The organism is Catellatospora aurea (genome assembly GCF_042663325.1).
In the GTDB taxonomy this organism is placed as follows: Bacteria; Actinomycetota; Actinomycetes; order Mycobacteriales; family Micromonosporaceae; genus Catellatospora; species Catellatospora aurea.
In genome coordinates, this window is the sequence record NZ_JBHTAC010000006.1 from 177,306 (window position 1) to 200,712 (window position 23,407).

Below are 23,407 nucleotides of genomic sequence, written 5' to 3' on the forward strand. Positions count from 1 at the left end.
CTCCTACCGGGACGACTTGGGGTCGAGCGCGTCGCGCAGGCCGTCGCCGAACAGGTTGAACGCCAGCACCAGCAGGAAGATCACCACGCCCGGGAAGATGAGGTACGCCGGATCGGTCTGCGCGTAGCTCAGGCTCTTGTTGATCATCACGCCGAAGTCCGGGGTCGGGTCGACCACGCCGATGCCCAGGAAGGACAGCGCCGCCTCACCGGTGATGTAGCCCGGCACCGCCAGCGAGAACGACACCAGGATCGGCGCCCACAGGTTCGGCAGCAGCTGGCGGAACAGGATGTGGAACAACCCCGCGCCGCTGGCCCGTGCCGCCTCGATGAACTCCCGCTCGCGCAGCGAGATCACCTGCCCGCGGACCAGGCGGGCCGTGCCGGTCCAGCCGAACAGCGCGAACAGGAAGATCATGACGCCGATCCGGAACGGCACCGGGATCTCGTCGCGCGGCCCGTAGAAGCGTGCGGTCACCGTCGGCATGATGGCCAGCGCGAAGATGAGGAACGGCAGCGCCAGCGCGAAGTCGATGACCCAGCTGATCACCGCGTCGATCCAGCCGCCCAGGTAGCCCGCGACGATGCCGAGCACGATGCCCAGCCCTGTGGTCAACAGCGCCGCCGAGACCGCGATGAACAGCGACGTGCGCAGTCCGTACACGAGCCGGATGAAGATGTCGCGGCCCAGCTGCGGCTCCAGGCCGAACCAGTGCTCGCCCGAGACGCCGCCGAAGTAGCCCAGCGGCAGGCTGTTGTTGGCGATCTTGTCCTGGAACTGCTCGAACGGGCTGATCCCGTACACCAGCTCGACCAGGGGCGCGGCCAGTCCGAGCACGACGAAGAACACCATGATCCAGCCGCTGACCATCGCGGTGCGGTTGGCCCGCAGCCGGGCCCAGGCCAGCCGGCCGGGTGAGCGGCCCACCATGCCGGGCTGCGCGACCGGTGTCACGGCCGCGTCGACGCCGACGGCGTCCGTCTCGATCTGCGACAGGCTCATGCCGCCACCTCGTGTCCGTTCTCCTGGCCTGCTCCGGAATGCGCCTGGCTGGGCGCCGTCGTTCGGTCGCCAGGCTCCGGGCTCTGCTTGCCGCTTCCCTCCGCAGGCTCCGGACTGTGCTTGCCGCTTCCCTCCGCAGGCTCCGGGAAGTGACAAGCGACCTCCTGCCCACTCCCTTCACGGACCAGCAGCGGCGGCTCTTCCGTCGCGCACACGTCCTGGGCCTTCCAGCAGCGGGTGCGGAAGCGGCAGCCGGACGGGGGGTTCAGCGGGGTCGGCACGTCGCCGGTCAGGCGGATGCGCTGCCGGGGCTCGCCGAACGCGGCGACGTCCGGCACCGCCGACAGCAGTGCCTTGGTGTACGGGTGCCGCGGGCGCTCGTAGATGTCGGCCCGGTCGCCGATCTCGACGACCTTGCCCAGGTACATCACGGCGACCCGGCGGCTGAAGTGGCGCACGATGGCCAGGTCGTGCGCGATGAAGACGAAGGCCAGGTCCAGCTCCCGCTGCAGCTCGCGCAGCAGGTTCACCACCTGGGCCTGGATCGACACGTCCAGGGCCGACACCGGCTCGTCGGCGACGATCAGCTTCGGGCGCAGTGCGAGCGCCCGCGCGATGCCGATGCGCTGGCGCTGCCCGCCGGAGAACTCGTGCGGGAAGCGGTTGTAGTGCTCCGGGTTGAGCCCGACCAGCTCCAGCAGCTCCTGCACCCGGGCCTTGACCCCGCCGGGCGGGTTGATGCCGTTGACCTCCAGCGGCATCGCCACGATCTTGCCGACGGTGTGCCGGGGGTTCAGCGACGAGTACGGGTCCTGGAAGATGATCTGCAGGTCCTGCCGCAGCGGGCGCATCGCGCGGCGGCCCAACTTGGTGATGTCGCGACCCTCGAACTCGATGCTGCCCGCGGTCGGCTCCAGCAGGCGCACCAGCATTCGGCCGGTGGTGGTCTTGCCGCAGCCCGACTCCCCGACCAGCCCGAGCGTCTCGCCGGCGTGCACGTCGAAGTCGAGCCCGTCGACCGCGCGCACCGCCGCCTTCGCCCCGGTCGCCCCCTGGCGCACGGCGAAATGCTTGGTCAGCCCCCGCACCCTGAGCAACGGTTGCGTCACTGGGCCACCCCCACGTGTGCGATCTCGTCGGTATAGGTGCTGATGCGCTGCGGCTCAGGCAGGTGGCAGGCCACCCGGTGCGGGATCCCGTCGGAGCGGCCGCTCGGTGTCGTCTGTAGCGGAGCGGAGGACGACGACCGATTAAGGCCGCGTAGCGGGATCCCGGTGTCACGGCCGTCGGCCTGCACGGCGAGCAGCTGTGGCACCTGCGCGGCGCACGGCTCGGGCTTCATCGCGTACGCGCAGCGCGGGTGGAACGCGCAGCCGGTCGGCACGTTGATGAGGCTCGGCGGGTTGCCCTTGATCGGCTTGAGCTCGACCTCGGGGTCGCCGTGCAGGCTCGGGATGCTGGCCAGCAGGCCCCACGTGTACGGGTGCTGCGGCCCGCGCATCACCTGCGCGACGGTGCCGTGCTCGACGGCCCGGCCGCCGTACATGACCAGCACCTCGTCGGCGACCTGGCTCACCACGCCCAGGTCGTGGGTGATCAGGATGATCGCGCTGTGGAACTCGCGCTGCAGGTCGGCGAGCAGGTCGAGGATCTGCGCCTGCACGGTCACGTCGAGCGCGGTGGTCGGCTCGTCGGCGATGAGCAGCGCCGGATCGTTCATCAGCGACATCGCGATCATCACGCGCTGGCGCATGCCGCCGGAGAACTCGTGCGGGTACTGGTGCAGGCGCCGGTCCGGCTGCGGGATGCCCACCCGGTCGAGCATGTCCAGTGCGCGCTGCCTGGCCTGCGCCTTCGACGCGTCCGGATGGTGCGTGCGGTAGGCCTCCACCAACTGCCGGCCGACCGTGTAGAACGGGTGCAGCGCCGACAGCGGGTCCTGGAAGATCATGGCGACGTCACGGCCGCGCAGCTTGCGCATGTCGCCGTCGGACAGCCCGACGAGCTGCCGCCCGCCCAGCGTGATGCCGCCGGTGATCCGGGTGCGGGCCGGATCGTGCAGGCCCATCACCGCTAGACTCGTGACGCTCTTGCCCGAGCCGGACTCGCCGACGATGCCGAGCGTTCGCCCTCTGTGGAGGCCGAAGCTCACCCCGTCCACCGCACGGACCTCGCCGTCCGCGGTGTTGAAGCGCACCCGCAGGTCGTCGACCTGCAGATACGGGGGGCTTGCAGCGTCGTGCGTCATTGCCGCTCCCGTCCCTGCCGATGAAGAAAACTTTCATACTCGTGCGCCAAAAGGTAACGGACCCCGGCGTGTCGTCACCAGACGCGCTAAGTAACAAGTGGCTAACGCCATCGGATTGATCACTCGAATTGCCTGGCAAACGGGCGAAAGAGCGCCCATGATTCCCCCGATTGCCAGGCAAGTCCGACGATCACGGCGCAGGGGCGTCGGATCGGTCAGTCGCGGACTAGGGTGGCGATCATGAGCTTTTTCGACGTCGCGGAGGCGGCGGTGGCGGCGGCGCTGGACGCGGGTGCGCGCTACGCCGACGCGCGGGTGATGCACAAGCGCTACGAGTCCATGGAGGCCCGCAACGGCGAGGTCGAGGAACTGAACTCGGACGAGTCCGCCGGCCTCGGCGTACGCGCGCTCGTCGGCTCCAGCTGGGGCTTCTATGCCGTACCGGACCTGTCCGACAGCGCGGCCCGGCTCGCCGGCGCCCGTGCCACGGCCATCGCCAAGGCCAGCGCCCGCGTCGCCGGGCCGGGCGTGGACCTGGTGCCGACCACCGTCGGCAGCGCGACCTGGGCCAGCGAGTGCCTGATCGACCCGCTCGCCGTGCCGCTGTCCGACAAGGGCGACCTGCTCACCCACGCCACCAAGACGATGGTCGAGCACGGCGCGGACCAGGCCACCGGCGTCTACCAGATCTGGGACACCCGCAAGTGGTTCGTCTCCAGCGAAGGCCACCGCATCGACCAGCACGTACGCGAGTGCGGCGCGGGCATCCAGGCCACCGCGATCGGCGAGGGCGAGACCCAGGTGCGCTCCTACCCGGCGGCCCGCGGCCAGTACGGCACCCGCGGCTGGGAGCTCGTCCAGGGCCTGGACCTGCTCGCCCACGCGCCGCGCCTGGCCGACGAGTCGCGCGCGCTGCTGACCGCGCCGCTGTGCCCGAGCGGCGAGACCGCGCTGATCCTCGGCGGCGAGCAGCTGTTCCTGCAGATCCACGAGTCCGTCGGGCACGCCATCGAGCTGGACCGCATCCTCGGCTGGGAGGCCGCCTTCGCCGGCACGTCCTGGCTGGACCTGGCCCAGCTCGGCTCGCTGCGCTACGGCTCGGAGTTGATGAACATCACCATCGACCCGACCCTGCCCGGCGCGCTGGGCAGCTTCGGCTTCGACGACGAGGGCACCCCGGCGGCCAAGCGGTACGCCGTCAAGGACGGGATCTGGGTCGGTGTGCTGGCCGGGCGGGACTCGGCGACACTGGCCGGACTCGACTACGGCGGCAGCGTGCGGGCCGACGGCTGGGCCCGGCTGCCCATGGTGCGGATGACCAACGTCGGCCTCGAACCCGGCCCGCACACCCTGGAGCAGATCATCGCCGAGACCGACGACGGGGTGTTCATGGAGAACAACCGCTCCTGGTCCATCGACGACAAGCGGCTCAACTTCCAGTTCGGCTGCGAGATCGCGTACGAGGTGAAGAACGGGAAGAAGGGCCGGATGCTGCGCAATCCCACGTACACCGGGATCGGGCCGAAGTTCTGGCAGTCCATGGACATGCTGTCCAGCGAGATCGAGTACTGGGGCACGCCGAACTGCGGCAAGGGCCAGCCGACCCAGGTCGGCCACACCGGCCACCCGTCCGCGCCGGCCCGCTTCCAGAACGTGCGCGTGGGGGTGCGGGCATGAGCGAGCACAGCGAGCGAATCATGAGCACGACACATGCCGGTGACGAGCGAAGCGAGGAGCGGGCATGAACGTTTCCAACGCTGCCGAGCAGGTGCTGGAGCTGGCCCAGCGGGCGCTGCCCGGGGCCGAGATCGACGTGACCGCCGACGCGGTGCACCGGGCGCTGACCCGGTTCGCCAACTCGCGCATCCACCAGAACGTCGCCGAGGACACCGTCGCCGTGCGGCTGCGCGCCCACCTCGACGGCCGTACCGTCAGCACGACCACCACGCTGACCGGCCCCGAAGGGCTGACCTCGCTGGTCGCGCGCACGGCCGCCGCGGTGCGCTCGGCTCCCCGCGACCCCGGCTGGCCCGGCCTGGCCGGCCCGGCCCCGCTCGTGCTGCCCGGCACGGTGGACGAGGCGACCCGCGACGCCTCCCCCGACGACCGGGCGGCCAGGGTGCGGGCCTTCGTCGACGCGGCGGGCGGCCTGGAGACGGCCGGCTACTGCCAGACCGGCCACTGGTCCGGCGTCTACCGCAACTCCGCGGGTCAGGCGCTGTCCGCACAGGCCACGACCGCGGAGCTGGACGGCATCGCGCGGGAGAACGGCGCGGACGGGGTGGCCCGCCGCTCCAGCGTGCGGCTGTCCGACCTCGACGGGGCGGCTCAGGGCGCTCGCGCCGCGGCCAAGGCCCGCTCCCAGGCGGACCCGGTCGAACTGCCGCCCGGCCACTACGAAGTGGTCCTCGAACCGGAGGCCGTGGCCGACCTGCTCACCAACTTCTCGTTGTTCGGCTTCAACGCCAAGGCGGTCCAGGAGCGGCGCTCGTTCGCCGAGCTGGGCGCGGCACAGTTCGACGAGGCGATCAGCCTGTACGACGACCCGCGCGAGCCGTTCGACGGTGAGGGCACCCCGCGCACCCGGCTCGCCCTGGTGGAGAAGGGCGTCACGACGGCGCTGGCGCACGACCGGCGCACCGCCGCGGCGGCCGGGACCGCGTCGACCGGCCACGGGGGCAGCCCGGCCTGGGGTCCGATGCCGAACAACCTCGGCTTCGCCCCGGGCAGTAGCGGCGTCGAGGAGATGATCTCGCGGGTGCGGCGCGGCCTGCTGATCACCGATCTCTGGTACACCCGGGTCCTCGACCCGCGCACCCTGGCGCTCACCGGTCTGACCCGCAACGGCGTCTGGCTGATCGAGGGGGGCGAGGTGACCCGCCCGGTGCGCAACATGCGCTTCACCCAGCTCTACCCGCAGGCCCTCGGGCCGGGCGCGGTGCTCGGCGTCGGCGCGGAAGCGGTGCCCCAGCCGTCGCGCGTCTTCCTCGGCGCATGGACCTCCCCGGCCCTGCACCTGGCCTCCTGGAACATCACCGGCAACGCCAGCGGCTGACGTCCCGCCCGGCCCTTGATCGCTCGACTTGCCCGGCACCTGTGCGTATCTTGCGCTCGCATTCGCACACCTGCCTGGCAAGTCGAGCGATCTTGGCCGCATTACCGCTGGTGGCGGCAGTCGACAAGGCTGCGATGCGACACATCACAGTGTCCCGAGTCACATGATCGACATCTTTCGGCGTAACGTGTCCGTGATTGATCCACGCACGTGTTCCCACGACTGCGTATCTCAGGGAGCGACGAAGATGACGACGACGGCAACGAGGCCGGCCGGCGCGAAACCGCGCGCCGCGATCGAGGCCAAGACGTTGCGCACCGACCGCTGGTGGCTCGCACCGGTGCTGACGGTCATTGGCCTCACCGCCTGGGTCGCGTACGCGACCTTCCGGGTGTTCATGCAGAAGCTGTACTGGGTCGACGCGTACCACTACCTGACCCCGTTCTACTCCCCCTGCGTCTCGCTGGGCTGCGACCCGGCCGCCGCCGAGTTCGGACGGTTCATCCCGGACAGCCCGCTGATCCCGTTCGCGGCGCTGTCCCTGCCGTTCCTGCTGCTCTTCCGGCTGACCTGCTACTACTACCGCAAGGCGTACTACCGGTCGTTCTGGCTGTCGCCGCCAGCCTGCGCGGTGCCCGACGGGCACACGAAGTACTCCGGCGAGACCCGGTTCCCGCTCATCTTCCAGAACGCGCACCGGTACGCCTTCTACGCCGCCGTGCTGATCTCGCTCCTGAACACCTGGGACGCCGTCATCGCGATGCACTCCCCGAGCGGCTTCGGGTTCGGGCTGGGCAACGTGATCCTGTGGATCAACGTGATCATGCTGTGGGCGTACACCGCCTCCTGCCACTCCTGCCGGCACATCATCGGCGGCCGCCTCAAGCACTTCTCCAAGCACCCGGTGCGCTACCGGCTCTGGGGTTGGGTGTCCAAGCTGAACGCCCGGCACATGGGGCTCGCCTGGATCACGCTGGCGACGCTGGCCCTCACCGACTTCTACATCATGGGTCTCGCCGCCGGCTGGTGGAGCGACCTGCGGTTCATCGGCTGAGCCGGGATAGGTGGCACAAATGATCAACATTGAGAAGCACTGGTACGACGTCGTCGTGATCGGCGCCGGCGGCGCGGGTCTGCGCGCCGCGATCGAGGCCCGGCTGGCCGGCAAGAAGGTCGCCATCATCTCGAAGTCGCTGTTCGGCAAGGCCCACACGGTCATGGCCGAGGGCGGCGCGGCCGCCGCGATGGGCAACGTCAACCCGAACGACAACTGGATGGTCCACTTCCGCGACACCATGCGCGGCGGCAAGTTCCTGAACAACTACCGGATGGCCGAGCTGCACGCCAAGGAGGCGCCGGAGCGGATCTGGGAGCTGGAGACGTACGGCGCGCTCTTCGACCGGACCAAGGACGGCAAGATCTCGCAGCGCAACTTCGGCGGCCACGAGTACCCGCGCCTGGCCCACGTCGGCGACCGCACCGGCCTGGAACTGATCCGCACCCTGCAGCAGAAGATCGTCTCGCTGCAGCAGGAGGACAAGGCCCAGCACGGCGCGTACGACGCCCGGCTGCGCGTGTTCGCCGAGTGCACCATCACCGAGCTGCTGCTCGACGAGACCGGCGGTCAGAAGCGGATCGCGGGCGCGTTCGGCTACCACCGCGAGTCCGGCGAGTTCGTGCTGTTCGAGGCCCCCGCCGTGGTGCTGGCCACCGGCGGCGTCGGCCGCTCCTACAAGGTCACCTCGAACTCCTGGGAGTACACCGGTGACGGCCACGCGCTGGCGCTGCGCGCCGGGGCGAAGCTGATCAACATGGAGTTCCTGCAGTTCCACCCGACCGGCATGGTGTGGCCGCCGTCGGTGCGGGGCATCCTGGTCACCGAGTCGGTCCGCGGCGACGGCGGCATCCTCAAGAACTCCGACGGCAAGCGCTTCATGTTCGAGTACGTCCCGGACGTGTTCCGCAAGCAGTACGCGGAGACGCCCGAGGAGGCCGACCGCTGGTACACCGACCCGGACAACAACCGGCGTCCCCCCGAGCTGCTGCCCCGCGACGAGGTGGCCCGTGCCATCAACTCCGAGGTCAAGGCCGGTCGCGGCACCAAGGCGGGCGGCGTCTACCTCGACATCGCCTCGCGCCGCCCGGCCGCGGAGATCCTCAAGAAGCTGCCGTCGATGTACCACCAGTTCAAGGAACTGGCCGACGTCGACATCACCTCGCAGCCGATGGAGGTCGGCCCGACCTGCCACTACGTGATGGGCGGCGTCGAGGTCGACCCGGACACCGCGTCCGCGGGCGTGCTGGGCCTCTACGCGGCCGGCGAGGTGTCCGGCGGCATGCACGGCTCCAACCGCCTCGGCGGCAACTCCCTGTCCGACCTGCTGGTCTTCGGCAAGCGCGCGGGCGAGTACGCGGCGAGCTACACCGACACCCTGGCCAAGCGGCCCAAGGTGAACGACAAGCAGGTCGCCGCGGCGGTCGAGGAGGCGCTCACCCCGCTGGCCCGCGACGGCGGCGAGAACCCGTACACCCTGCAGAGTGACCTTCAGGACGTGATGGGCGACCTGGTCGGCATCATCCGCCGCAAGGGCGAGCTGCAGGAGTCGCTGTCGCGCCTGTCGGAGCTGAAGGAGCGCATCCGCAAGGTCGGCGCGACCGGCGGCCGCCGGTACAACCCGGGCTGGCACCTCGCCCTCGACCTGCGCAACATGCTGGTCGTGTCGGAGTGCACCGCGAAGGCCGCGCTGGAGCGCGAGGAGTCGCGCGGCGGCCACACCCGCGAGGACTTCCCGAAGATGGACCCGAAGTGGCGGCAGGTCAACCTGGTCTGCGCGCTCACCCCCACCGGCGACGTGGACCTCACCCACCAGCCGATCCCCATGATGACCCCCGACCTGCTCGCCCTGTTCGACAAGTCCGAGCTGGCCAAGTACATGACCGACAAGGAGCTGTCATGACCGTGCGGCAATTCAAGGTGTGGCGCGGGGACGCGGCCGGCGGCCAGCTCAACGACTACAAGGTCGAGGTCAACGAGGGTGAGGTCGTGCTCGACGTCATCCACCGGCTGCAGGCCACCCAGGAACCCGACCTGGCCTGCCGCTGGAACTGCAAGGCCGGCAAGTGCGGCTCCTGCTCGATGGAGATCAACGGCATGCCCCGCCTCGGCTGCATGACCCGGATGTCCACCTTCGAGGAGGACGAGACCATCACGGTCACCCCGCTGCGGACCTTCCCGGTCATCCGCGACCTGGTCACCGACGTGTCCTTCAACTACCAGAAGGCACAGGAGATGCCCGCGTTCGCGCCGCCCGCCGACGTGGCCCCCGGCGAGTACCGGATGCAGCAGATCGACGTGGAGCGCTCGCAGGAGTTCCGCAAGTGCATCGAGTGCTTCCTGTGCCAGAACACCTGCCACGTCGTACGCGACCACGACGAGAACAAGCCGGCCTTCTCCGGCCCGCGCCTGTTCATCCGCGCCGCCGAGCTGGACATGCACCCCCTCGACGCCCGCCACGACCGCAAGGAGATCGCGCAGCAGTCCCAGGGCCTGGGCTACTGCAACATCACCAAGTGCTGCACCGAGGTCTGCCCCGAACACATCAAGATCACCGACAACGCCATCATCCCCATGAAGGAACGGGTCGTGGATCGCCGCTATGATCCGCTGGTGGTATTCGGACGCAAAATTCTCCGCCGTGACCAGCTGGCCGCCACCGTGCCCGCCGGCCCCACCGTGCACGCCGGCCCCGTGACGGTCACCGACGGCCAGGCCCCGGTCGACTTCGGCCGCGAACTAACGCCGCCCCAGCCGTCAGAGGTCAACCCCTCCGGCCACGTGAACCTGAACGAAATGCTCTCCGACCGGGCGGCTGCCGCCTCCCCCTTCGGCGACGACATCACGTTCCCCATCAACCCGGCCACGCTGAACTACTACCACCCCGAGCGCTGAAGACACGATCGCGGCGATCACCCTGTGGCCCACGGGCCACGGTGATCGCCGCGATCGTCGTTACCGGGGCTACTTCAGGTGGCTCGTGAGGTCGTCGAGGATCTTGTTGGCGGCGGTGACGCCGATGCCGGTCATCCAGGTTTCGTCGGCGACGATCCGGGTCTTGCCGGCCTTCACCGCGCCGAGGGTCGCCCAGAGGGGGCCGGCGGTGATTTTGGCCTGCTCGGTGGCGGACTTCTCGCCGTAGGCGGCGATGAAGATGAAGTCGCCGTCGACCTCGGTGAGGCGCTCGGCGCTGACCTTGTCGAAGCGCTTGTCGTCCTTGGCGGACAGGAGCTGGCGCTCGGGGCGGCCGAGGCCGGTGTCGCCGAGGACGATGCCGGAGAAGGACTCGGGGCCGTAGACGCGGATGTGGTCGGGCATGAAGCGGACCAGGGAGATCTTCAGGTTGGCGGCGTTGGGGATGGCCGCGCCGACCTCCTTGGCGCGCTTCTCGTACGCCGCGAGGAGGTCCTTGGCCTGCTGCTCCTTGCCGAGGGCCAAGCCGTCGAGCAGGAAGTTGGCCTTCCAGGTCTTGCCCACGTTCTCGGTGAACACCGTGGGGGCGATCTTCGACAGCTCGGCGTAGAACTTCTCCTGGCGGAACTTGGAGCCGAGGATCAGGTCGGGCTTGAGCGCGGCGATGCCTTCGAGGTCGGGCTCGTCGAGCACGCCGACCTCGGTGATGCCGTCGGTCGCGCCGGCGCCGAAGTACGTCGGCCAGCCGGTCAGCTCGCCGGCGCGGGCCGCGCCGACCGGCTTGACGCCCAGCGTCAGCGCGGTGTCGACCTTGTCGGTGTCCAGCACGACGACACGCTTGGGCGCGGCCGGGACCTTCGTCGTGCCCATCGCGTGGGTGACCTCGACGGTGGCCGCGCCATCGCCGGCGTCCTCCTTCGCCGTGCCGCAGCCCGCCAGCGCGAGCGAGGCGGCAACCGCCGCCACGAGAACAAGACGCCTCTTCACAGCGCCACTTCCTTCCTGGATCTCTGTACGCTCCGCCGCTCGTTCCGCGGCGAAGTCCTCCCGGCTCATGCCGAGATCGCGGCGATCTTGCGCGGACTGTCGGCGAGATGTCCGCTTGGCGCGTGTCGTGCCCACAGTTCACGCAAGATCGCCAGGGGTGGTCAGGGGTTGGGGATCACCAGCGGGGTGGCGGTGACCGGGCAGGGGACGACGGTGCAGTCGAGGGAGAAGACGTCGGTGATCAGGGCCGTCGTGATGACTTCGGCGGGCGGCCCGGAAGCGACGATGCGGCCTGCCTTCATGGCGATCACATGGTCGGCGTAGCGGGCGGCCTGGTTCAGCTCGTGCAGGACCGCCACCACGGTGCGGCCGCCCTGCTGGAGGCGGCGCATCAGGCGCAGCACCTCGACCTGGTGGGCGACGTCGAGGAACGTGGTCGGCTCGTCGAGCAGCAGCGCCTCGGTCTGCTGGGCCAGTGCCATGGCGATCCAGACGCGCTGGCGCTGGCCGCCCGACAGCGCCTCGACGGGGCGGTCGGCCAGGTCGGCGATGTCGGCGTCGGCCAGGGCCGCCCTGACAGCCTCCTGGTCGGCCGGGGACCACTGCTGCCACCAGCGCTGATGCGGCTGGCGGCCGCGGGCCACCAGGTCCGCGACGGTGACGCCCTCGGGCACCAGCGGCGACTGCGGCAGCACGCCGAGGCGCTGGGCGACCCGGCGGGGCGGGAGTTCGTGCAGCAGCTCGCCGTCGAGCAGCACGCTGCCGCCCTTCGGCTTGAGCAGGCGGCCGAGGGTCCTCAGCAGCGTCGACTTGCCGCACGCGTTCGGCCCGATGATGACGGTGAGCCGGCCGCTCGGGATGTCGACGGAGAGCCCGTCGATGACGGTCCGTTCGTCGTAGCCGACGACGAGATCCTGTCCGGCGAGCCTCAGCGGAGCCTCCCCGTGGACGGGCCCGGCGACGTCGGCCGAGGGCGGGGCGGACTTCATCGGCGCCTCCTGATGAGCAGGTAGACCAGGTAGGGGCCGCCGATGCCGGCGGTGAGCACGCCGACGGGCAGCTGGGTCGGGGCGAGCAGCATCCGGGCGGCGAGGTCGGCCGCGACCACCAGCGTCGCACCGGCCAGCGCGGACGCGGCCAGGGGTGGGCGTTCGGCCCGGGACAGCCGCCGGGCGACCTGCGGCGCGACCAGTGCGACGAAGTCCACCGCGCCGACCTGCGCGGTCGCCGCCGCGGCGAGCACCACGCCCAGCGCCCCGACCGCGACCCGGCGGGCGGCCGGACGGGTCCCGAGGGCGCGGGCGGTGTCGTCGTCCAGGGCGCTGGTCCGCAGTGCCCTGGCAGCCCACAGCAGCAGCGGCAGGGCGATCAGCAGCACCAGGCCGATCGCGCCGGCCTCCTCGTAGCCGCGGCCGTTGAGCGAGCCGATGAGCCAGATCTGGGCGCGCAGCGCGTCGATGGTCTCCGCCGACGACATCACCACCTCGATGCCGGCCCGCAGCGCGAACGCGACCGCGACCCCGGCCAGCACGAACCGGTTGGCCGCGAACCCGGTGCGCGCGCCGAAGGCGAACACCACGACCGCGGCGAGCAGGCCGCCCGCCATCGCGGTGGGGGCGATCAGCTCGTACGCCATGCCGGAGGTCAGCGCGATGGTCGCCGCCAGCCCCGCGCCCTGGGTCACGCCGATGACGTCCGGGCTGGACAGGGGGTTGCGGGCCACGGACTGGATCAGCGCGCCGCCCAGCCCGAACGCGGCCCCGCAGGCCGCCCCGAGCACGACGCGCGGCCAGCGCAGCTCGCGTACGACGAGGTCGTAGTCGGTGCCGCCGGTGAGCAGGGAGCGGACCACGTCCGCCGGTGGCACGGTCATCGTGCCGAGGCTGACCGCGGCGATCATCGCGGCCACCAGCGCCACGCCGAGCCCCAGCGTGACCAGCAGGGTGCGGCGCGGCAGCACGAAGCTCGCGAAACCGGCCCGGACGATCACGCGGTCACCACCTTGGCGCGGCGAACCAGCCAGAGCAGCACGGGCGCGCCAACGAGTGCGGTGACCACACCTGCGGGGACCTCGCCGGGCGGCGTGATGATCCGGCCCAGCACGTCTGCGAACAGCACCAGGGCCGCGCCGAGCAGGGCCGACAGCGGCAGGACCCAGCGGTGCGCGGTGCCGACCAGGGCGCGGGCCAGGTGCGGCACGGCGAGGCCGACGAACGCGATCGGGCCGGCCAGGGCGACGGCCGCGCCGGTGAGCACGATCGCGGCGACGGCGGCGGCGAGGCGTACCCGCTGAATGCGGTGGCCCAGGCCGCGGGCGACGTCGTCGCCCAGCGCCAGCGCGTCCAGGCCGCGCGCCGCGACCGCCGCGAGCAGCAGCCCGGCCAGCAGGAACGGCGCGACCTGCGCGGCCATGGCGGGGGTACGCCCGGCGATGGAGCCGACGACCCAGAAGCGGTACTGCTCGAAGGTGGCCGCGTCGATGCTGAGGACGCCGTAGATGAGCGCGCCGAGCCCGGCGTCGATGGCCGCGCCGGACAGCGCGAGGCTCACCGGGCCGGAGCCATCCCGGGTGCGGGCGGCGACGATGAACACCAGCGCCCCGGCGGCCGCGGCCCCGGCCAGCCCGAACCAGATCCAGGAGGCGAGGCTCGCCGCACCGGCAAACGCGATCGCGCAGACGACACCGGTCGCCGCGCCCGCGGAGATGCCCAGGACCCGGGCCTCGGCGAGCGGGTTGCGGGTCAGCGCCTGCATGATCACGCCGGCCAGCGCCAGCGCCGCGCCTACCTCGAGCCCGACTAGGGTACGCGGCACACGCAGCTCACGGACGATCAGCGCGGCCTCGGTCGGCGCCGGACGCAGCAGCGCGTCGAGCGCCTCGGCCAGGGGAACGTGCCGACTGCCGACGGTCAGGCTCGCCGCGACCGCGGCCAGCAGCACGAGCACGCCGAGCACGGCGACACCGCCGCGCCTCACCGCACCGTGCACCACGAGCCTCCCCGGCCGCCCGCTTCGTAGGGGTTCAGCCAACGGAAACGGAGCTTAGGTAAGGCAGGCCTTAATTGTCGAGGTAGCGTGAGCTACGCCCCATCTCCCATGAACTTCGGCAGGGCCGCGACGATCGGCGCGTCGGCGGGCAGCCACGGCACGGTGTGCAGCTCGTGCGCGGCCAGCCAGCGGAACTCGGCGTGCTCGATCAGCTGCGGCACGCCCGTGACCAGCCGCGCCGTGTACACCTTGAGCACCGCGCGGCCGTGGCCGAGCATCACGTCCTGGCCGACCCGCTCGCCGACCTCGACGGTCACGCCCAGCTCCTCCTCGCACTCGCGGACGAGCGCGTCGTGCTCCGTTTCACCGGGCTCCACCTTTCCGCCAGGAAACTCCCACCGTCCGGCCACCTCGGCCGGTTCGGAACGCTCACAGGCCAGCACGCGCCCGTCGGCGATGATGGCTGCACCGACGATGATTCGGATCTCGGAGGAGAAGTTAGGCACGGCGGACAGCGTGCCAGACAAACCGGCTTCGTGGTGGACGCGGTGTCACCAAGCGAGTCCGCGCTGCACACACCGTCCCGTGAAGTGCAGGAAGTCGGTTTTGTTCGCGTGGACACGCGCCGCGATAGAGGGCAGGATAGGTCTCACCGAAGTGTCGGTGCGGACAAGATTCGGCCACAAGCCGATATCGCCGCGTGGGAGGTATCGGAGGTGCGGATGGGTGCGGTCTGGAAACGGGGCCGACGACGCGACTACATCAGCGACGCACTCTCCCAACTCACCGGCTGGGTCCACGAAGGCGACTGCCTCAAGCGCACCCTTCCCCTCGACGACACCGAACATGCCGTGCTGACCGAGCACATCTCGGTCGCCGCAGACACCTTCGGGGTACGCCCCCACATCCGCCGCCTCGACGGCCGCACCCAGATCCAGCTCTGCGCCGGTGACAACGGTGCGCTCACCTCCGCCGAGATCGGCATGGCAGCCCGCGTCGAGGCCGCCTACCAGTCCCTGAACCAGTAGTCCCCCCGCGCCCCCTCGAAGGGGGCTAGGCTCCCGGCCCATGCCCTCCGGCGCGGATCTCTTCGAACTGATCTTCATGGGACCAGGCCTGGTCTGCATCGCCTTCCTGGTGTTCTGCCTCCTCCTCGTCCTGCTGAGGCGTCACCTTCCACGCCGCCGGCAGGCGTGGCGCATCGCCCGCGCCGAAAAGCTCATCATGCGCGGGCACACCGAGGACGGGCTGGCGCTGCTCCTGCGCCAAGGCACCTGGCTGCGCCGACGCCGCCGGCCGGCCCCGGATGCGGCGCTAGCCGACCTGCTCGGATACCACTCCGGCCAGGCGCTCGCCGCAGGACGCCTCGATGCCGCCCTCACCGCCGCGACCGCGTCCGCCGACCTCATCGCCCGGCTCCGGCCGAACAGCCTGCGACATGCAACCTCCCTGTACGCGCTGGGGCGTCTGCTGGCCAGGCTCGGCCGCGACGAGACCGCACTCGCGCACCTGGAACAGTCCGTCGCCATCGGCGACGCCGCCGACCCCGACGGCGAAGCCCTCGTCAGCCGCGCCCTGTTCGCCGCCGGCACCAGCCTGGCGTTGCACCGGGGCGACCGGATCCCGGAGGCGCTCACGATGGCCACGCACGCGGCCCAGCTGGCTTCGAGCGCCCCGCCGAAGCCGGCAGATCTGCGGGAGACGGCCCAGGGCTGGGCCAACGTGGCACTCGCCCTGGCCCAGACCGACAGCGGCCTCGACGGCTGCCCCGCCGCTGCCGCCGCGCTGGAGGAGTTCCGGCGACTGGACCGGACCAAGGCCGTCAAGGGCGGCGAAGGGCTCGCGCTGGCCTGCTACGCCGCGGCGTACGCCGGGCACCGGGCGGGCGACGACCAGGCGCTGACCGCGGCTCGGGAGGCCCTGCAGCGGTTCTCCGAACTCGACCGGCCGGGAGACGCCCTGGCAGCCCGTCGGCTGGCCGACGCCAGGCGGCTGCTCGTCCAGATCACGTCCTCGCCGGCCGACGCCCACTCGGAGGAGATGCGATGAACCTGGTCATCCGGCCCGCCACGCCCGCCGACGAGAGCCGCTGGCGGGAGCTCTGGGACGCGTACACCCGCTTCTACGAGCGTGAGCCCGACGAGGCCGTCACCCGGCACCTGTGGGCACGCGTCTTGGACGACGGCGTGCCCGTGTACGCCGTCGTCGCGGAGGCCGACGGGGCAGTCATCGGGATCGCGAACTACCTGCTGCACGAGAACACGTCCGCACTCACCCCGTCCTGCTACCTGCAAGACCTGTTCGTCGACCCGGCAGCCCGCGCCCAGGGTTGCGGCGCGGCGCTGATCGACTGGCTGTGGGCCGAGACGAGGGCACGCGGCTGGGCAACGCTGTACTGGCAGACCAGGGAGAACAACTACCGGGCGCGGGCGCTCTACGACCGGTACACCCCGCACAGCGGCTTCCTGCGCTACGTCCTACGCAACGAACAGCACTGAGGCGAGCAGAGCATGAGCGAGGCTGCCACCGCGCTTCGGTGAGGACTTCACCCATAGCCGCGGAAGCGGAACTCGGCCGGCTCATCCGTGGTGTGCGCGCTGCTTCCCTCGCTGAGTCAGCAGCACTCCCAGCAGTACCAGGACCGTGCCGCCCACCATCGCGACGGTCAGCGTCTCACTGAGGAAGACGGAGCCGAGGACGATCGCCACCACCGGTAGCAGGTAGGTGACCACCGACGCGGCCGTGGGGCCCTCGTCGGCGATGAGCCGATAGTTGAGCACGTACGCCATGCCGGTGCCCAGTGCGCCCAGGATCGCGACGCTGACCACGGCGTCGGCTCGCCACGTGATCGTCTGGCTCCCGAAGAACGGCAGCGCCAGCGACAGTAGGACGGTGGCGGCGCCCAGTTGTCCGGCCGACAGCATCAGGGGTGCGATGCCCCGGCCGGCCAGGAATCGGCCCATGTACACGTAGCTCACCCCGTAACAGGCCGCCGCGCCGAGGCAGGCGAGGCCCCCTGGGCTCGCGATCTCACCGGCGGTCTCCCAGGGCGAGAAGATCAGAACCGTGCCGAGGAACCCGAGCGCGATGCCTGCGGCCCGCATGGCCGTCACCGCTCGATCCGTGCCCGCGAGATAGGCGACGACGACGGTCCACAGTGGGGTGGTCGCGTTGAGCACCCCCGCCACGTTCGAGTCGACGGTCTGCTCCCCGATGCCGAACAGCACGTACGGCACCGCGTTCGCGATCAGTGCGGCGACGAACAGATGGCCCCAGATAGCGAGCCCACGGGGCATGGGAAGCCGCCGGAGGAGCACGATCGGCGCGAGCACGGCGAACCCGAGCAGCAACCGCAGGAAGACCAGTTGGACCGGGCTGAAGCCCCGGAGCGCCAACTTGATCCAGAGGAAGCTCGACCCCCACAGCAGGGCCAGCAGCGCAAGCCGACCGACATTTGCCCTGCTCAACGATCAGTCCTCAACCGGTATGCGGTAGTCCAGACCAGTGAGATCCGCCCGCATGACGAACCTCGTGACCTCGAACGCCTTCAGGTTCTGATCGAAGCTGGTGTGCAGCACGACCAGCACCGGCACACCGGGCGGCATCAGCAGCCCTGACGCCTCCTCTGGCGTGGGCATCCGCGAGCTGATCTCTTCCCGGCTGCGGGTGACGGCATGCCCGAGTTCCTCGAACCGGGCATAGATGCTGCCGCGGCCGAGGGTCTTCTCCGTGGCGAGCGCCGAGTCTCGCGCCACAGCCACCGGGATGTAGGTGACGCCGACCTGCACCGGTTCCCCGTCCGCGAAGTACCAGTTCTCGCGACGGACGACCGTGTCCCGCGCCGGGTCCAGGTCCAGGCGCTCGGCGACATCGGCCGGCGGGGCGACCTGTGTGACCGACCGGCATTCGGTGCCGGGCACACGGCCCTGCTTCATGACCTCGATCCGGAACGGCGACAGACCGCTCTCGTCGCGTGCCCGCTTGGAGTAGCGATCGGAGCCCAGCCTCATCAACGGCTTGCGGTCGCGAACGAAGACGCCTTTGCCGTGCTGTGCCATGGCGAGGCCCTCGGTTTGCAGGATCGACAGCGCCTCCCGCGCCGTGTTGCGCGCGGTCTGGTAGGTGGCGGCCAGTTCCCGTTCCGAGGGCAGTCGGTCGCCGGCGGCGAACTCGCCGCCCTCGATCTTCTCGCGCAGCGTGTCCGCGATACGCCTGCTTGGCGGTCTTCGGTCCGCGTTCTGCTCTGCCATGTCATCCGCCCAGTCGTCGTTCACTCACGCACGCTACCGCAACTGGCTTGAGCCACCTATTGACGATACGACAGCCCGGCACCAACACTGGCTCAAGCCACTACTGGCTTAAGCCAGTGTCGCAGAGCTATCGCCAATCTTGGAAGCACAGGTGGACGCCGTGAAACTCCCGAAGTGGCTACAGGTGCACCGCCGCCCAGCGCCGAGCACGCCTACGACCGCCCCCGCTGCACCGCCGCCACACGGCCTCGCCTGCCAGTGTTGGGTGTGTGGCTACACGATCCTGCTGCCGACGTACTCGTTGATAAGGCCATACATCCGGCACCCGATCGTCTGACCAGACTCCTGGCCCCATCTCCCATGGACACGGCCAGGCCGAAGGGGCCGGGCACGGCGGGTTCCGCGCCATCTCGCGCAGTGCTCGGTCTCTTCATCTCGTCAGGACATCCAGACGAGGACTGCTTCGCGATCAGCGGCGGCCGCACGGAAGAGCGCCGCCACGTCGGCGTAGGCGTCCTCCAGGTACATTCCAGGTGCTGCGGCTGCGCTCGCGGGAAGGTCTGCTGAGCCGCGAGTCAGCCGAGATCGCCTGCTTCGGCGACGGCACCATGGACAGCCCTGAGGTGTTGCTCGAACGGCTCGTTTTCACCGGGCCCGCCCAGGTCAGCCTGTGGGCTGACGACGGCGCCGTCGGCGTGGTCGACTTCGACCCCGAGACGTTGCAGCCGGCACACCCGTACGACCGTTGCACGGTGGACATGTCGGATGCTCCGGATCCCAGCTCGCAAGGCTAGACCGACGGCTGACCGGTCCAGCCGGGGTGCCCGGCCTGACCCGCACCCCGGCACGCTTGAGTGACCCTGGCGGGTCAGACGTTGAAGCGGAACTCCACCACGTCGCCGTCGGACATGACGTACTCCTTGCCCTCCATGCGGACCTTGCCGGCCGCCTTCGCCGCCGCCATCGAGCCGGCCGCCATCAGGTCGTCGTACGCCACGATCTCGGCCTTGATGAAGCCGCGCTGGAAGTCGGTGTGGATGACCCCGGCGGCCTCGGGGGCGGTCGCGCCGACCGGGATGGTCCAGGCGCGCGCCTCCTTCGGGCCCGCCGTGAGGTAGGTCTGCAGGCCGAGCGTGCCAAACCCGACCCGGATCAGCTGGTTGAGACCCGGCTCGGACTGCCCGATGGACTCCAGCATCTCGGCCGCGTCCTCCGGCGACAGGTCGATCAGCTCGGACTCGATCTTCGCGTCCATGAACACGGCCTCGGCCGGGGCGACCAGGGCGCGCAGCTCGTCGAGGAACTCGTTGTTGTGCAGCTCGGCCTCGTCGACGTTGAAGACATACAGGAACGGCTTCGCGGTCATCAGGTGCAGCTCGCGCAGCTCGGCGAGGTCGATGCCGGCCTTGGCCGCACCGGCGAACAGCGTCGTGCCGCCGTCCAGCACGGCGTGGGCGGCCTTCGCGGCGGCGACGATGCCGGCCCGGTCCTTGCGGACCCGGAGCTCCTTCTCCAGCCGCGGCAGCGCCTTCTCGATCGTCTGCAGGTCGGCGAGCATCAGCTCGGTGTTGATGGTCTCGATGTCGTCGGCGGGCGAGACCTTGCCGTCGACGTGCACCACGTTCGGGTCGCTGAAGGCGCGCACGACCTGGCAGATGGCGTCGCAGTCGCGGATGTTGGCGAGGAACGCGTTGCCCTTGCCCTGCCCCTTCGAGGCGCCCTTGACCAGGCCCGCGATGTCGGTGAAGCTCACCGGCGCGGGCAGGATGCGCTGCGAGCCGTACAGCTCGGCGAGCTTGTCCAGCCGCTGGTCGGGCAGCCCGACGACGCCGACGTTCGGCTCGATCGTGGCGAACGGGTAGTTCGCCGCGAGCACGTTGTTGCGGGTCAGCGCATTGAACAGGGTGCTCTTGCCGACGTTGGGCAGGCCGACGATACCGATGCTGAGGCTCACGACAGCAAATCTTACTTACCCGGCGGCTCGCCCTGCCCGTGCCCGCCCCGCGCAGTGACCGCAGTCGCCCGCGCCACCCGACCACGCACCCACCAGCCCGCCGACCAACCGGACATACGACCCAGTTCACCCGGCCGCCCGCGCGTTGATCCGTTTTTGTGGACGCCGGCGGCCCCTATGGGGGCGTCCAGCGTCCACAAAAACAGATCTTCATGCGGGTCGCGTGCGGCGTCGTGCTCCGGGTGGGTGAGCGAGCCGAGGTGAGGTCCGATTTCCGCTAGCAGGTGGGGCGGGGCGGCGGGCAGGGTGGAGAGTGTGGAGAGTTATTACCGGGCGGTGAGCAGTCGGGACGGGCGGTTTGACGGGCGGTTCTGGTTCGGCGTGACGTCGACGGGGATCTACTGCCGGCCGTCCTGCCCGGCGCGGACGCCCAAGTCGGAGAACGTGCGCTACTTCCCGAGCGCGGCGGCGGCGGCGCGGAACGGATTCCGGGCCTGCCGGCGGTGTGCGCCGGATGCGGTGCCGGGGTCGCCGCAGTGGGACAACCGGGCCGATGTGACGGCGCGGGCCGTGCGGTTGATCGGGGACGGGGTGGTGGACCGGGGCGGGGTGCCGGAGCTGGCGTCGCGGCTGGGGTACACCGAGCGGCACCTGAACCGGCTGCTCAGCGAGGAGCTGGGGGCGGGGCCGCTGGCGTTGGCGCGGACCCAGCGCGCGCAGACCGCCAAGACGCTGATCACGAAGACCGGGCTCGGGCTGTCGGAGATCGCGTTCGCGGCCGGCTTCGGCAGCGTCCGGCAGTTCAACGACACCTTCCGCGAGGTGTACGGCTGCGCGCCCTCCACACTGCGGCGCGAGGGCGCGGCGGTCGACGGGGTGGTGTCGCTGCGGCTGAGCTACCGGGCACCGCTGCACGTCGAGGCGCTTTTCGGATTCCTCGGCGCACGCACGATCACCGGCGTGGACAGCTACGCCGACGGGCGCTACACCCGGTCGATGCTCCTGCCGCACGGCCCGGCGACGGTCACCCTCTGGCCGGCCAGCGTCGACCCGGCCGGCCTCGATGCCGCGCGACGTGCCGGGACGGGGGCCGGGTTCATCGAGGCGGAGTTGCGGCTGTCGGACATGCGGGACCTGACGCCCGCGGTGGCGCGGTGCCGCCGGTTGCTCGACCTGGACGCCGACCCGGCGGCCGTGGACGCGGTGCTGGCCGCCGATCCCGCGCTGGCCGCGGTCGTCGCCGCGGAGCCGGGGGTACGGCTGCCGCGCAGCGTGGACGGGTTCGAGATGGCGGTGCGGGCCGTGGTCGGGCAGCAGATCAGCGTGGCGGGCGCGCGTACCGTGCTGGCCCGGCTCCTCCCACCCGCCGACCGGGACCCGGCGGACGGACCCGGCCTGCCGACCGGGTTGTTCCCCACGCCCGAGCAGTTGCTGGCGCTGCCCGACGAGGCGTTCTCGATGCCCGCGTCGCGGCGGCGCACGCTGCGCGCGGTCGCCGAGGCGGTGCGCGACGGGCTGCGCCTGGACGCGGGCAGCGACCGGGCGGCGACCAGGGAAGCGCTGCTGGCGCTGCCCGGGGTCGGCCCGTGGACCGCCGACTACATCGCGCTGCGCGCGCTCGGCGACCCGGACGTCCTACTCACCACCGACCTGGGCACCCGCCGCGGCGCGCAGGCGCTCGGCCTGCCCGACGACCCCGCCGACCTCGCCCGGCACGCCGAACGCTGGCGGCCGTGGCGCTCGTACGCACAGATCAGACTCTGGAGAGCAGCATGATCACGATTGACACTCCGGTCGGCCCGTTCACGATGACGGGTGACGGAACGGCCGTCACGGCGGCCGTCTTCGGCGACACCCTGCCCGAGGGGTGGGCGACGCCCGGCGAGGTGCCGCCCGGGGCGGTCGAGGCGGTGCGCGCCTACTTCGGCGGCGAACTGGGCGCGCTGGATGCCATCGCGGTGAACCAGCACGGGACCGCCTACCTGGAGCAGTGCTGGGACACGCTGCGCACGCTGGACGAGCCGGTGTCGTACCGGCGGCTGGCCGAGCTGACCGGCCGCCCGGCGGCGGTGCGCGCGGCGGCGCAGGGCTGCGCCCGCAACCAGGTCGCGCTGATCGTGCCCTGCCACCGGGTGCTGCGCGCCGACGGCACGCCCGGCGGCTACCGCTGGGGCGTGGAGGTCAAGCAATGGCTGCTCAAGCATGAGGCCGCGAGCCGCTGAGACGGGGCTCACGCGAGCTCACGTATTTCCTACTAGCCCGATAGGAGTTATCGAGTTACGCTGTCCAGGTAATTGCTGAGTCGCTCGTGGAGGGTCCCGTGCCGCGAACGTTCCGATGTCGCCGGGCATTCGCGCACCTGCCCACCCGACCCGCAACGACCAGGAGTTCCGAGATGACAGTCCTGCTCACCGAGCCCGCGTACACCGACGTGGCGGTGCCGATCGTCCACCGTTCCGCCGACATCCCGGCGGGCGGCGACGAACCGCTCACGGTCACGCTGACCCTCAAGCTGACCGGCCCCGATGCGGCGACCGCCGCGACCCGCCTGGTGCACGCGCTGGCCGACGCGGAACCGCTGCGCGACACGGTCTGGGACGGCGAGCTCGCCGCGCCCGAGCCGCCCGCGCTGCCCAGCCCCGAGAACGCGGTGCTGATCGACACGACGAGCCGCACCGTCACGGTGCACGGCGCGCCGGTGCGGTTCACCCGCCGCGAGTTCGAGCTGCTGTTCTTCCTGGTACGCCACACCGGCGCGGCGTTCACTCGGTTGCAGCTGATGCGGGCGGTCTGGGGGCACGAGTTCAGCGGCGAGCGCACCGTGGACGTGCACGTGCGCCGGTTGCGAGCCAAGCTCGGCGAGCACGGCGCGGGGCTGGCCACGGTGCACGGCTTCGGCTACCGGCTGGAGCCGGGCCGGGGCATCGGGCTGCGGCGCACCGCCTGATCCCAGCAG

General features: G+C 70.9%; 23 protein-coding genes. 12 read left to right on the plus strand and 11 right to left on the minus strand.

Annotated features, from left to right (window positions below):
- Positions 1–3 precede the first annotated feature (3 nt).
- Genes ACFQO7_RS08490 through ACFQO7_RS08500 form a run of 3 tightly spaced genes read right to left on the minus strand, consistent with a single transcriptional unit; the run spans position 4 to position 3,250 of the window.
- Positions 4–1,002 (minus strand): ABC transporter permease, encoded by a 999-nt coding sequence (locus tag ACFQO7_RS08490; protein ID WP_376805890.1) that lies wholly within the window; start codon positions 1,000–1,002, stop codon positions 4–6.
- On the minus strand, positions 999–2,111 hold the full coding sequence (locus tag ACFQO7_RS08495) for an ABC transporter ATP-binding protein (RefSeq protein WP_376805891.1): 1,113 nt from the start codon (positions 2,109–2,111) through the stop codon (positions 999–1,001). The genes ACFQO7_RS08490 and ACFQO7_RS08495 overlap by 4 nt, the downstream gene beginning before the upstream one ends.
- Positions 2,108–3,250 (minus strand): ABC transporter ATP-binding protein, encoded by a 1,143-nt coding sequence (locus ACFQO7_RS08500; protein WP_376805892.1) that lies wholly within the window; start codon positions 3,248–3,250, stop codon positions 2,108–2,110. The genes ACFQO7_RS08495 and ACFQO7_RS08500 overlap by 4 nt, the downstream gene beginning before the upstream one ends.
- 240 nt (positions 3,251–3,490) lie before the next feature.
- Here ACFQO7_RS08500 and ACFQO7_RS08505 point away from each other — a divergent pair, with 240 nt between their 5' ends.
- From ACFQO7_RS08505 to ACFQO7_RS08525, 5 genes are all read left to right on the plus strand, one after another.
- Positions 3,491–4,927 carry a TldD/PmbA family protein gene (locus ACFQO7_RS08505; RefSeq protein ID WP_376805893.1) on the plus strand — a complete coding sequence of 479 codons (1,437 nt, stop codon included), beginning with the start codon at positions 3,491–3,493 and terminating at the stop codon, positions 4,925–4,927.
- A 64-nt stretch (positions 4,928–4,991) separates the two neighbouring features.
- On the plus strand, positions 4,992–6,305 hold the full coding sequence (locus tag ACFQO7_RS08510; protein WP_376805894.1) for a TldD/PmbA family protein: 1,314 nt from the start codon (positions 4,992–4,994) through the stop codon (positions 6,303–6,305).
- Between the two features lie 247 nt (positions 6,306–6,552).
- Positions 6,553–7,359, plus strand: a complete 807-nt coding sequence (locus ACFQO7_RS08515; RefSeq protein ID WP_376805895.1) for a hypothetical protein — start codon at positions 6,553–6,555, stop codon at positions 7,357–7,359.
- A 19-nt stretch (positions 7,360–7,378) separates the two neighbouring features.
- Positions 7,379–9,262 (plus strand): fumarate reductase/succinate dehydrogenase flavoprotein subunit, encoded by a 1,884-nt coding sequence (locus ACFQO7_RS08520; RefSeq protein ID WP_376805896.1) that lies wholly within the window; start codon positions 7,379–7,381, stop codon positions 9,260–9,262.
- The gene (locus tag ACFQO7_RS08525) at positions 9,259–10,254 is read left to right on the plus strand and encodes a succinate dehydrogenase/fumarate reductase iron-sulfur subunit (RefSeq protein ID WP_360521535.1); all 996 of its coding nucleotides are present in this window, start codon (positions 9,259–9,261) and stop codon (positions 10,252–10,254) included. The genes ACFQO7_RS08520 and ACFQO7_RS08525 overlap by 4 nt, the downstream gene beginning before the upstream one ends.
- A 69-nt stretch (positions 10,255–10,323) precedes the next feature.
- Here the strand turns inward: ACFQO7_RS08525 and ACFQO7_RS08530 are convergent, their stop codons facing one another.
- The 5 genes from ACFQO7_RS08530 to ACFQO7_RS08550 all read right to left on the minus strand — a co-directional run bounded on the left by ACFQO7_RS08530 (position 10,324) and on the right by ACFQO7_RS08550 (position 14,753).
- On the minus strand, positions 10,324–11,259 hold the full coding sequence (locus tag ACFQO7_RS08530) for an ABC transporter substrate-binding protein (RefSeq protein ID WP_376805897.1): 936 nt from the start codon (positions 11,257–11,259) through the stop codon (positions 10,324–10,326).
- Positions 11,260–11,420: 161 nt separating this feature from the next.
- Complete coding sequence (locus ACFQO7_RS08535; protein ID WP_376805898.1) at positions 11,421–12,248, minus strand: ABC transporter ATP-binding protein; 828 nt, start codon at positions 12,246–12,248, stop codon at positions 11,421–11,423.
- The gene (locus ACFQO7_RS08540; protein ID WP_376805899.1) at positions 12,245–13,249 is read right to left on the minus strand and encodes a FecCD family ABC transporter permease; all 1,005 of its coding nucleotides are present in this window, start codon (positions 13,247–13,249) and stop codon (positions 12,245–12,247) included. The genes ACFQO7_RS08535 and ACFQO7_RS08540 overlap by 4 nt, the downstream gene beginning before the upstream one ends.
- Positions 13,246–14,247: a FecCD family ABC transporter permease gene (locus ACFQO7_RS08545; RefSeq protein WP_376805900.1), complete on the minus strand. Its 1,002-nt coding sequence runs from the start codon at positions 14,245–14,247 to the stop codon at positions 13,246–13,248. The genes ACFQO7_RS08540 and ACFQO7_RS08545 overlap by 4 nt, the downstream gene beginning before the upstream one ends.
- A 92-nt stretch (positions 14,248–14,339) precedes the next feature.
- Complete coding sequence (locus ACFQO7_RS08550) at positions 14,340–14,753, minus strand: (deoxy)nucleoside triphosphate pyrophosphohydrolase (protein ID WP_376805901.1); 414 nt, start codon at positions 14,751–14,753, stop codon at positions 14,340–14,342.
- Between the two features lie 216 nt (positions 14,754–14,969).
- Here ACFQO7_RS08550 and ACFQO7_RS08555 point away from each other — a divergent pair, with 216 nt between their 5' ends.
- From ACFQO7_RS08555 to ACFQO7_RS08565, 3 genes are read left to right on the plus strand one after another with little or no spacing between them, the layout of a single operon-like run.
- The gene (locus ACFQO7_RS08555; RefSeq protein WP_360521553.1) at positions 14,970–15,275 is read left to right on the plus strand and encodes a 4a-hydroxytetrahydrobiopterin dehydratase; all 306 of its coding nucleotides are present in this window, start codon (positions 14,970–14,972) and stop codon (positions 15,273–15,275) included.
- A 40-nt stretch (positions 15,276–15,315) separates the two neighbouring features.
- The gene (locus tag ACFQO7_RS08560) at positions 15,316–16,296 is read left to right on the plus strand and encodes a tetratricopeptide repeat protein (RefSeq protein ID WP_376805902.1); all 981 of its coding nucleotides are present in this window, start codon (positions 15,316–15,318) and stop codon (positions 16,294–16,296) included.
- A complete protein-coding gene (locus tag ACFQO7_RS08565; RefSeq protein WP_376805903.1) occupies positions 16,293–16,745 on the plus strand; it encodes a GNAT family N-acetyltransferase in 453 nt (150 codons plus the stop codon). Before ACFQO7_RS08560 ends, ACFQO7_RS08565 begins: the two co-directional genes overlap by 4 nt.
- An 81-nt stretch (positions 16,746–16,826) precedes the next feature.
- Here ACFQO7_RS08565 and ACFQO7_RS08570 read toward each other — a convergent pair whose 3' ends face one another.
- Positions 16,827–17,714, minus strand: a complete 888-nt coding sequence (locus tag ACFQO7_RS08570) for a DMT family transporter (RefSeq protein WP_376805904.1) — start codon at positions 17,712–17,714, stop codon at positions 16,827–16,829.
- 3 nt (positions 17,715–17,717) lie between these two features.
- On the minus strand, positions 17,718–18,521 hold the full coding sequence (locus tag ACFQO7_RS08575) for a GntR family transcriptional regulator (protein WP_376805905.1): 804 nt from the start codon (positions 18,519–18,521) through the stop codon (positions 17,718–17,720).
- Between the two features lie 509 nt (positions 18,522–19,030).
- Between ACFQO7_RS08575 and ACFQO7_RS08580 the strand changes: the two genes are divergently transcribed.
- Complete coding sequence (locus ACFQO7_RS08580) at positions 19,031–19,291, plus strand: hypothetical protein (protein ID WP_376805906.1); 261 nt, start codon at positions 19,031–19,033, stop codon at positions 19,289–19,291.
- A 74-nt stretch (positions 19,292–19,365) separates the two neighbouring features.
- On the opposite strand, the gene ychF is transcribed toward ACFQO7_RS08580, so the two are convergent.
- A complete protein-coding gene (gene ychF, locus ACFQO7_RS08585; RefSeq protein ID WP_376805907.1) occupies positions 19,366–20,451 on the minus strand; it encodes a redox-regulated ATPase YchF in 1,086 nt (361 codons plus the stop codon).
- Positions 20,452–20,757: 306 nt separating this feature from the next.
- On the opposite strand from ychF, the gene ACFQO7_RS08590 reads away from it, so the two are divergent.
- The 3 genes from ACFQO7_RS08590 to ACFQO7_RS08600 all read left to right on the plus strand — a co-directional run bounded on the left by ACFQO7_RS08590 (position 20,758) and on the right by ACFQO7_RS08600 (position 23,398).
- On the plus strand, positions 20,758–22,227 hold the full coding sequence (locus ACFQO7_RS08590; protein WP_376805908.1) for an AlkA N-terminal domain-containing protein: 1,470 nt from the start codon (positions 20,758–20,760) through the stop codon (positions 22,225–22,227).
- Positions 22,224–22,673 (plus strand): methylated-DNA--[protein]-cysteine S-methyltransferase, encoded by a 450-nt coding sequence (locus ACFQO7_RS08595; RefSeq protein ID WP_376805909.1) that lies wholly within the window; start codon positions 22,224–22,226, stop codon positions 22,671–22,673. The genes ACFQO7_RS08590 and ACFQO7_RS08595 overlap by 4 nt, the downstream gene beginning before the upstream one ends.
- A 173-nt stretch (positions 22,674–22,846) precedes the next feature.
- Entirely contained in the window at positions 22,847–23,398 is a 552-nt protein-coding gene (locus tag ACFQO7_RS08600; protein WP_376805910.1) for a winged helix-turn-helix domain-containing protein, read from the plus strand.
- Positions 23,399–23,407 lie beyond the last annotated feature (9 nt).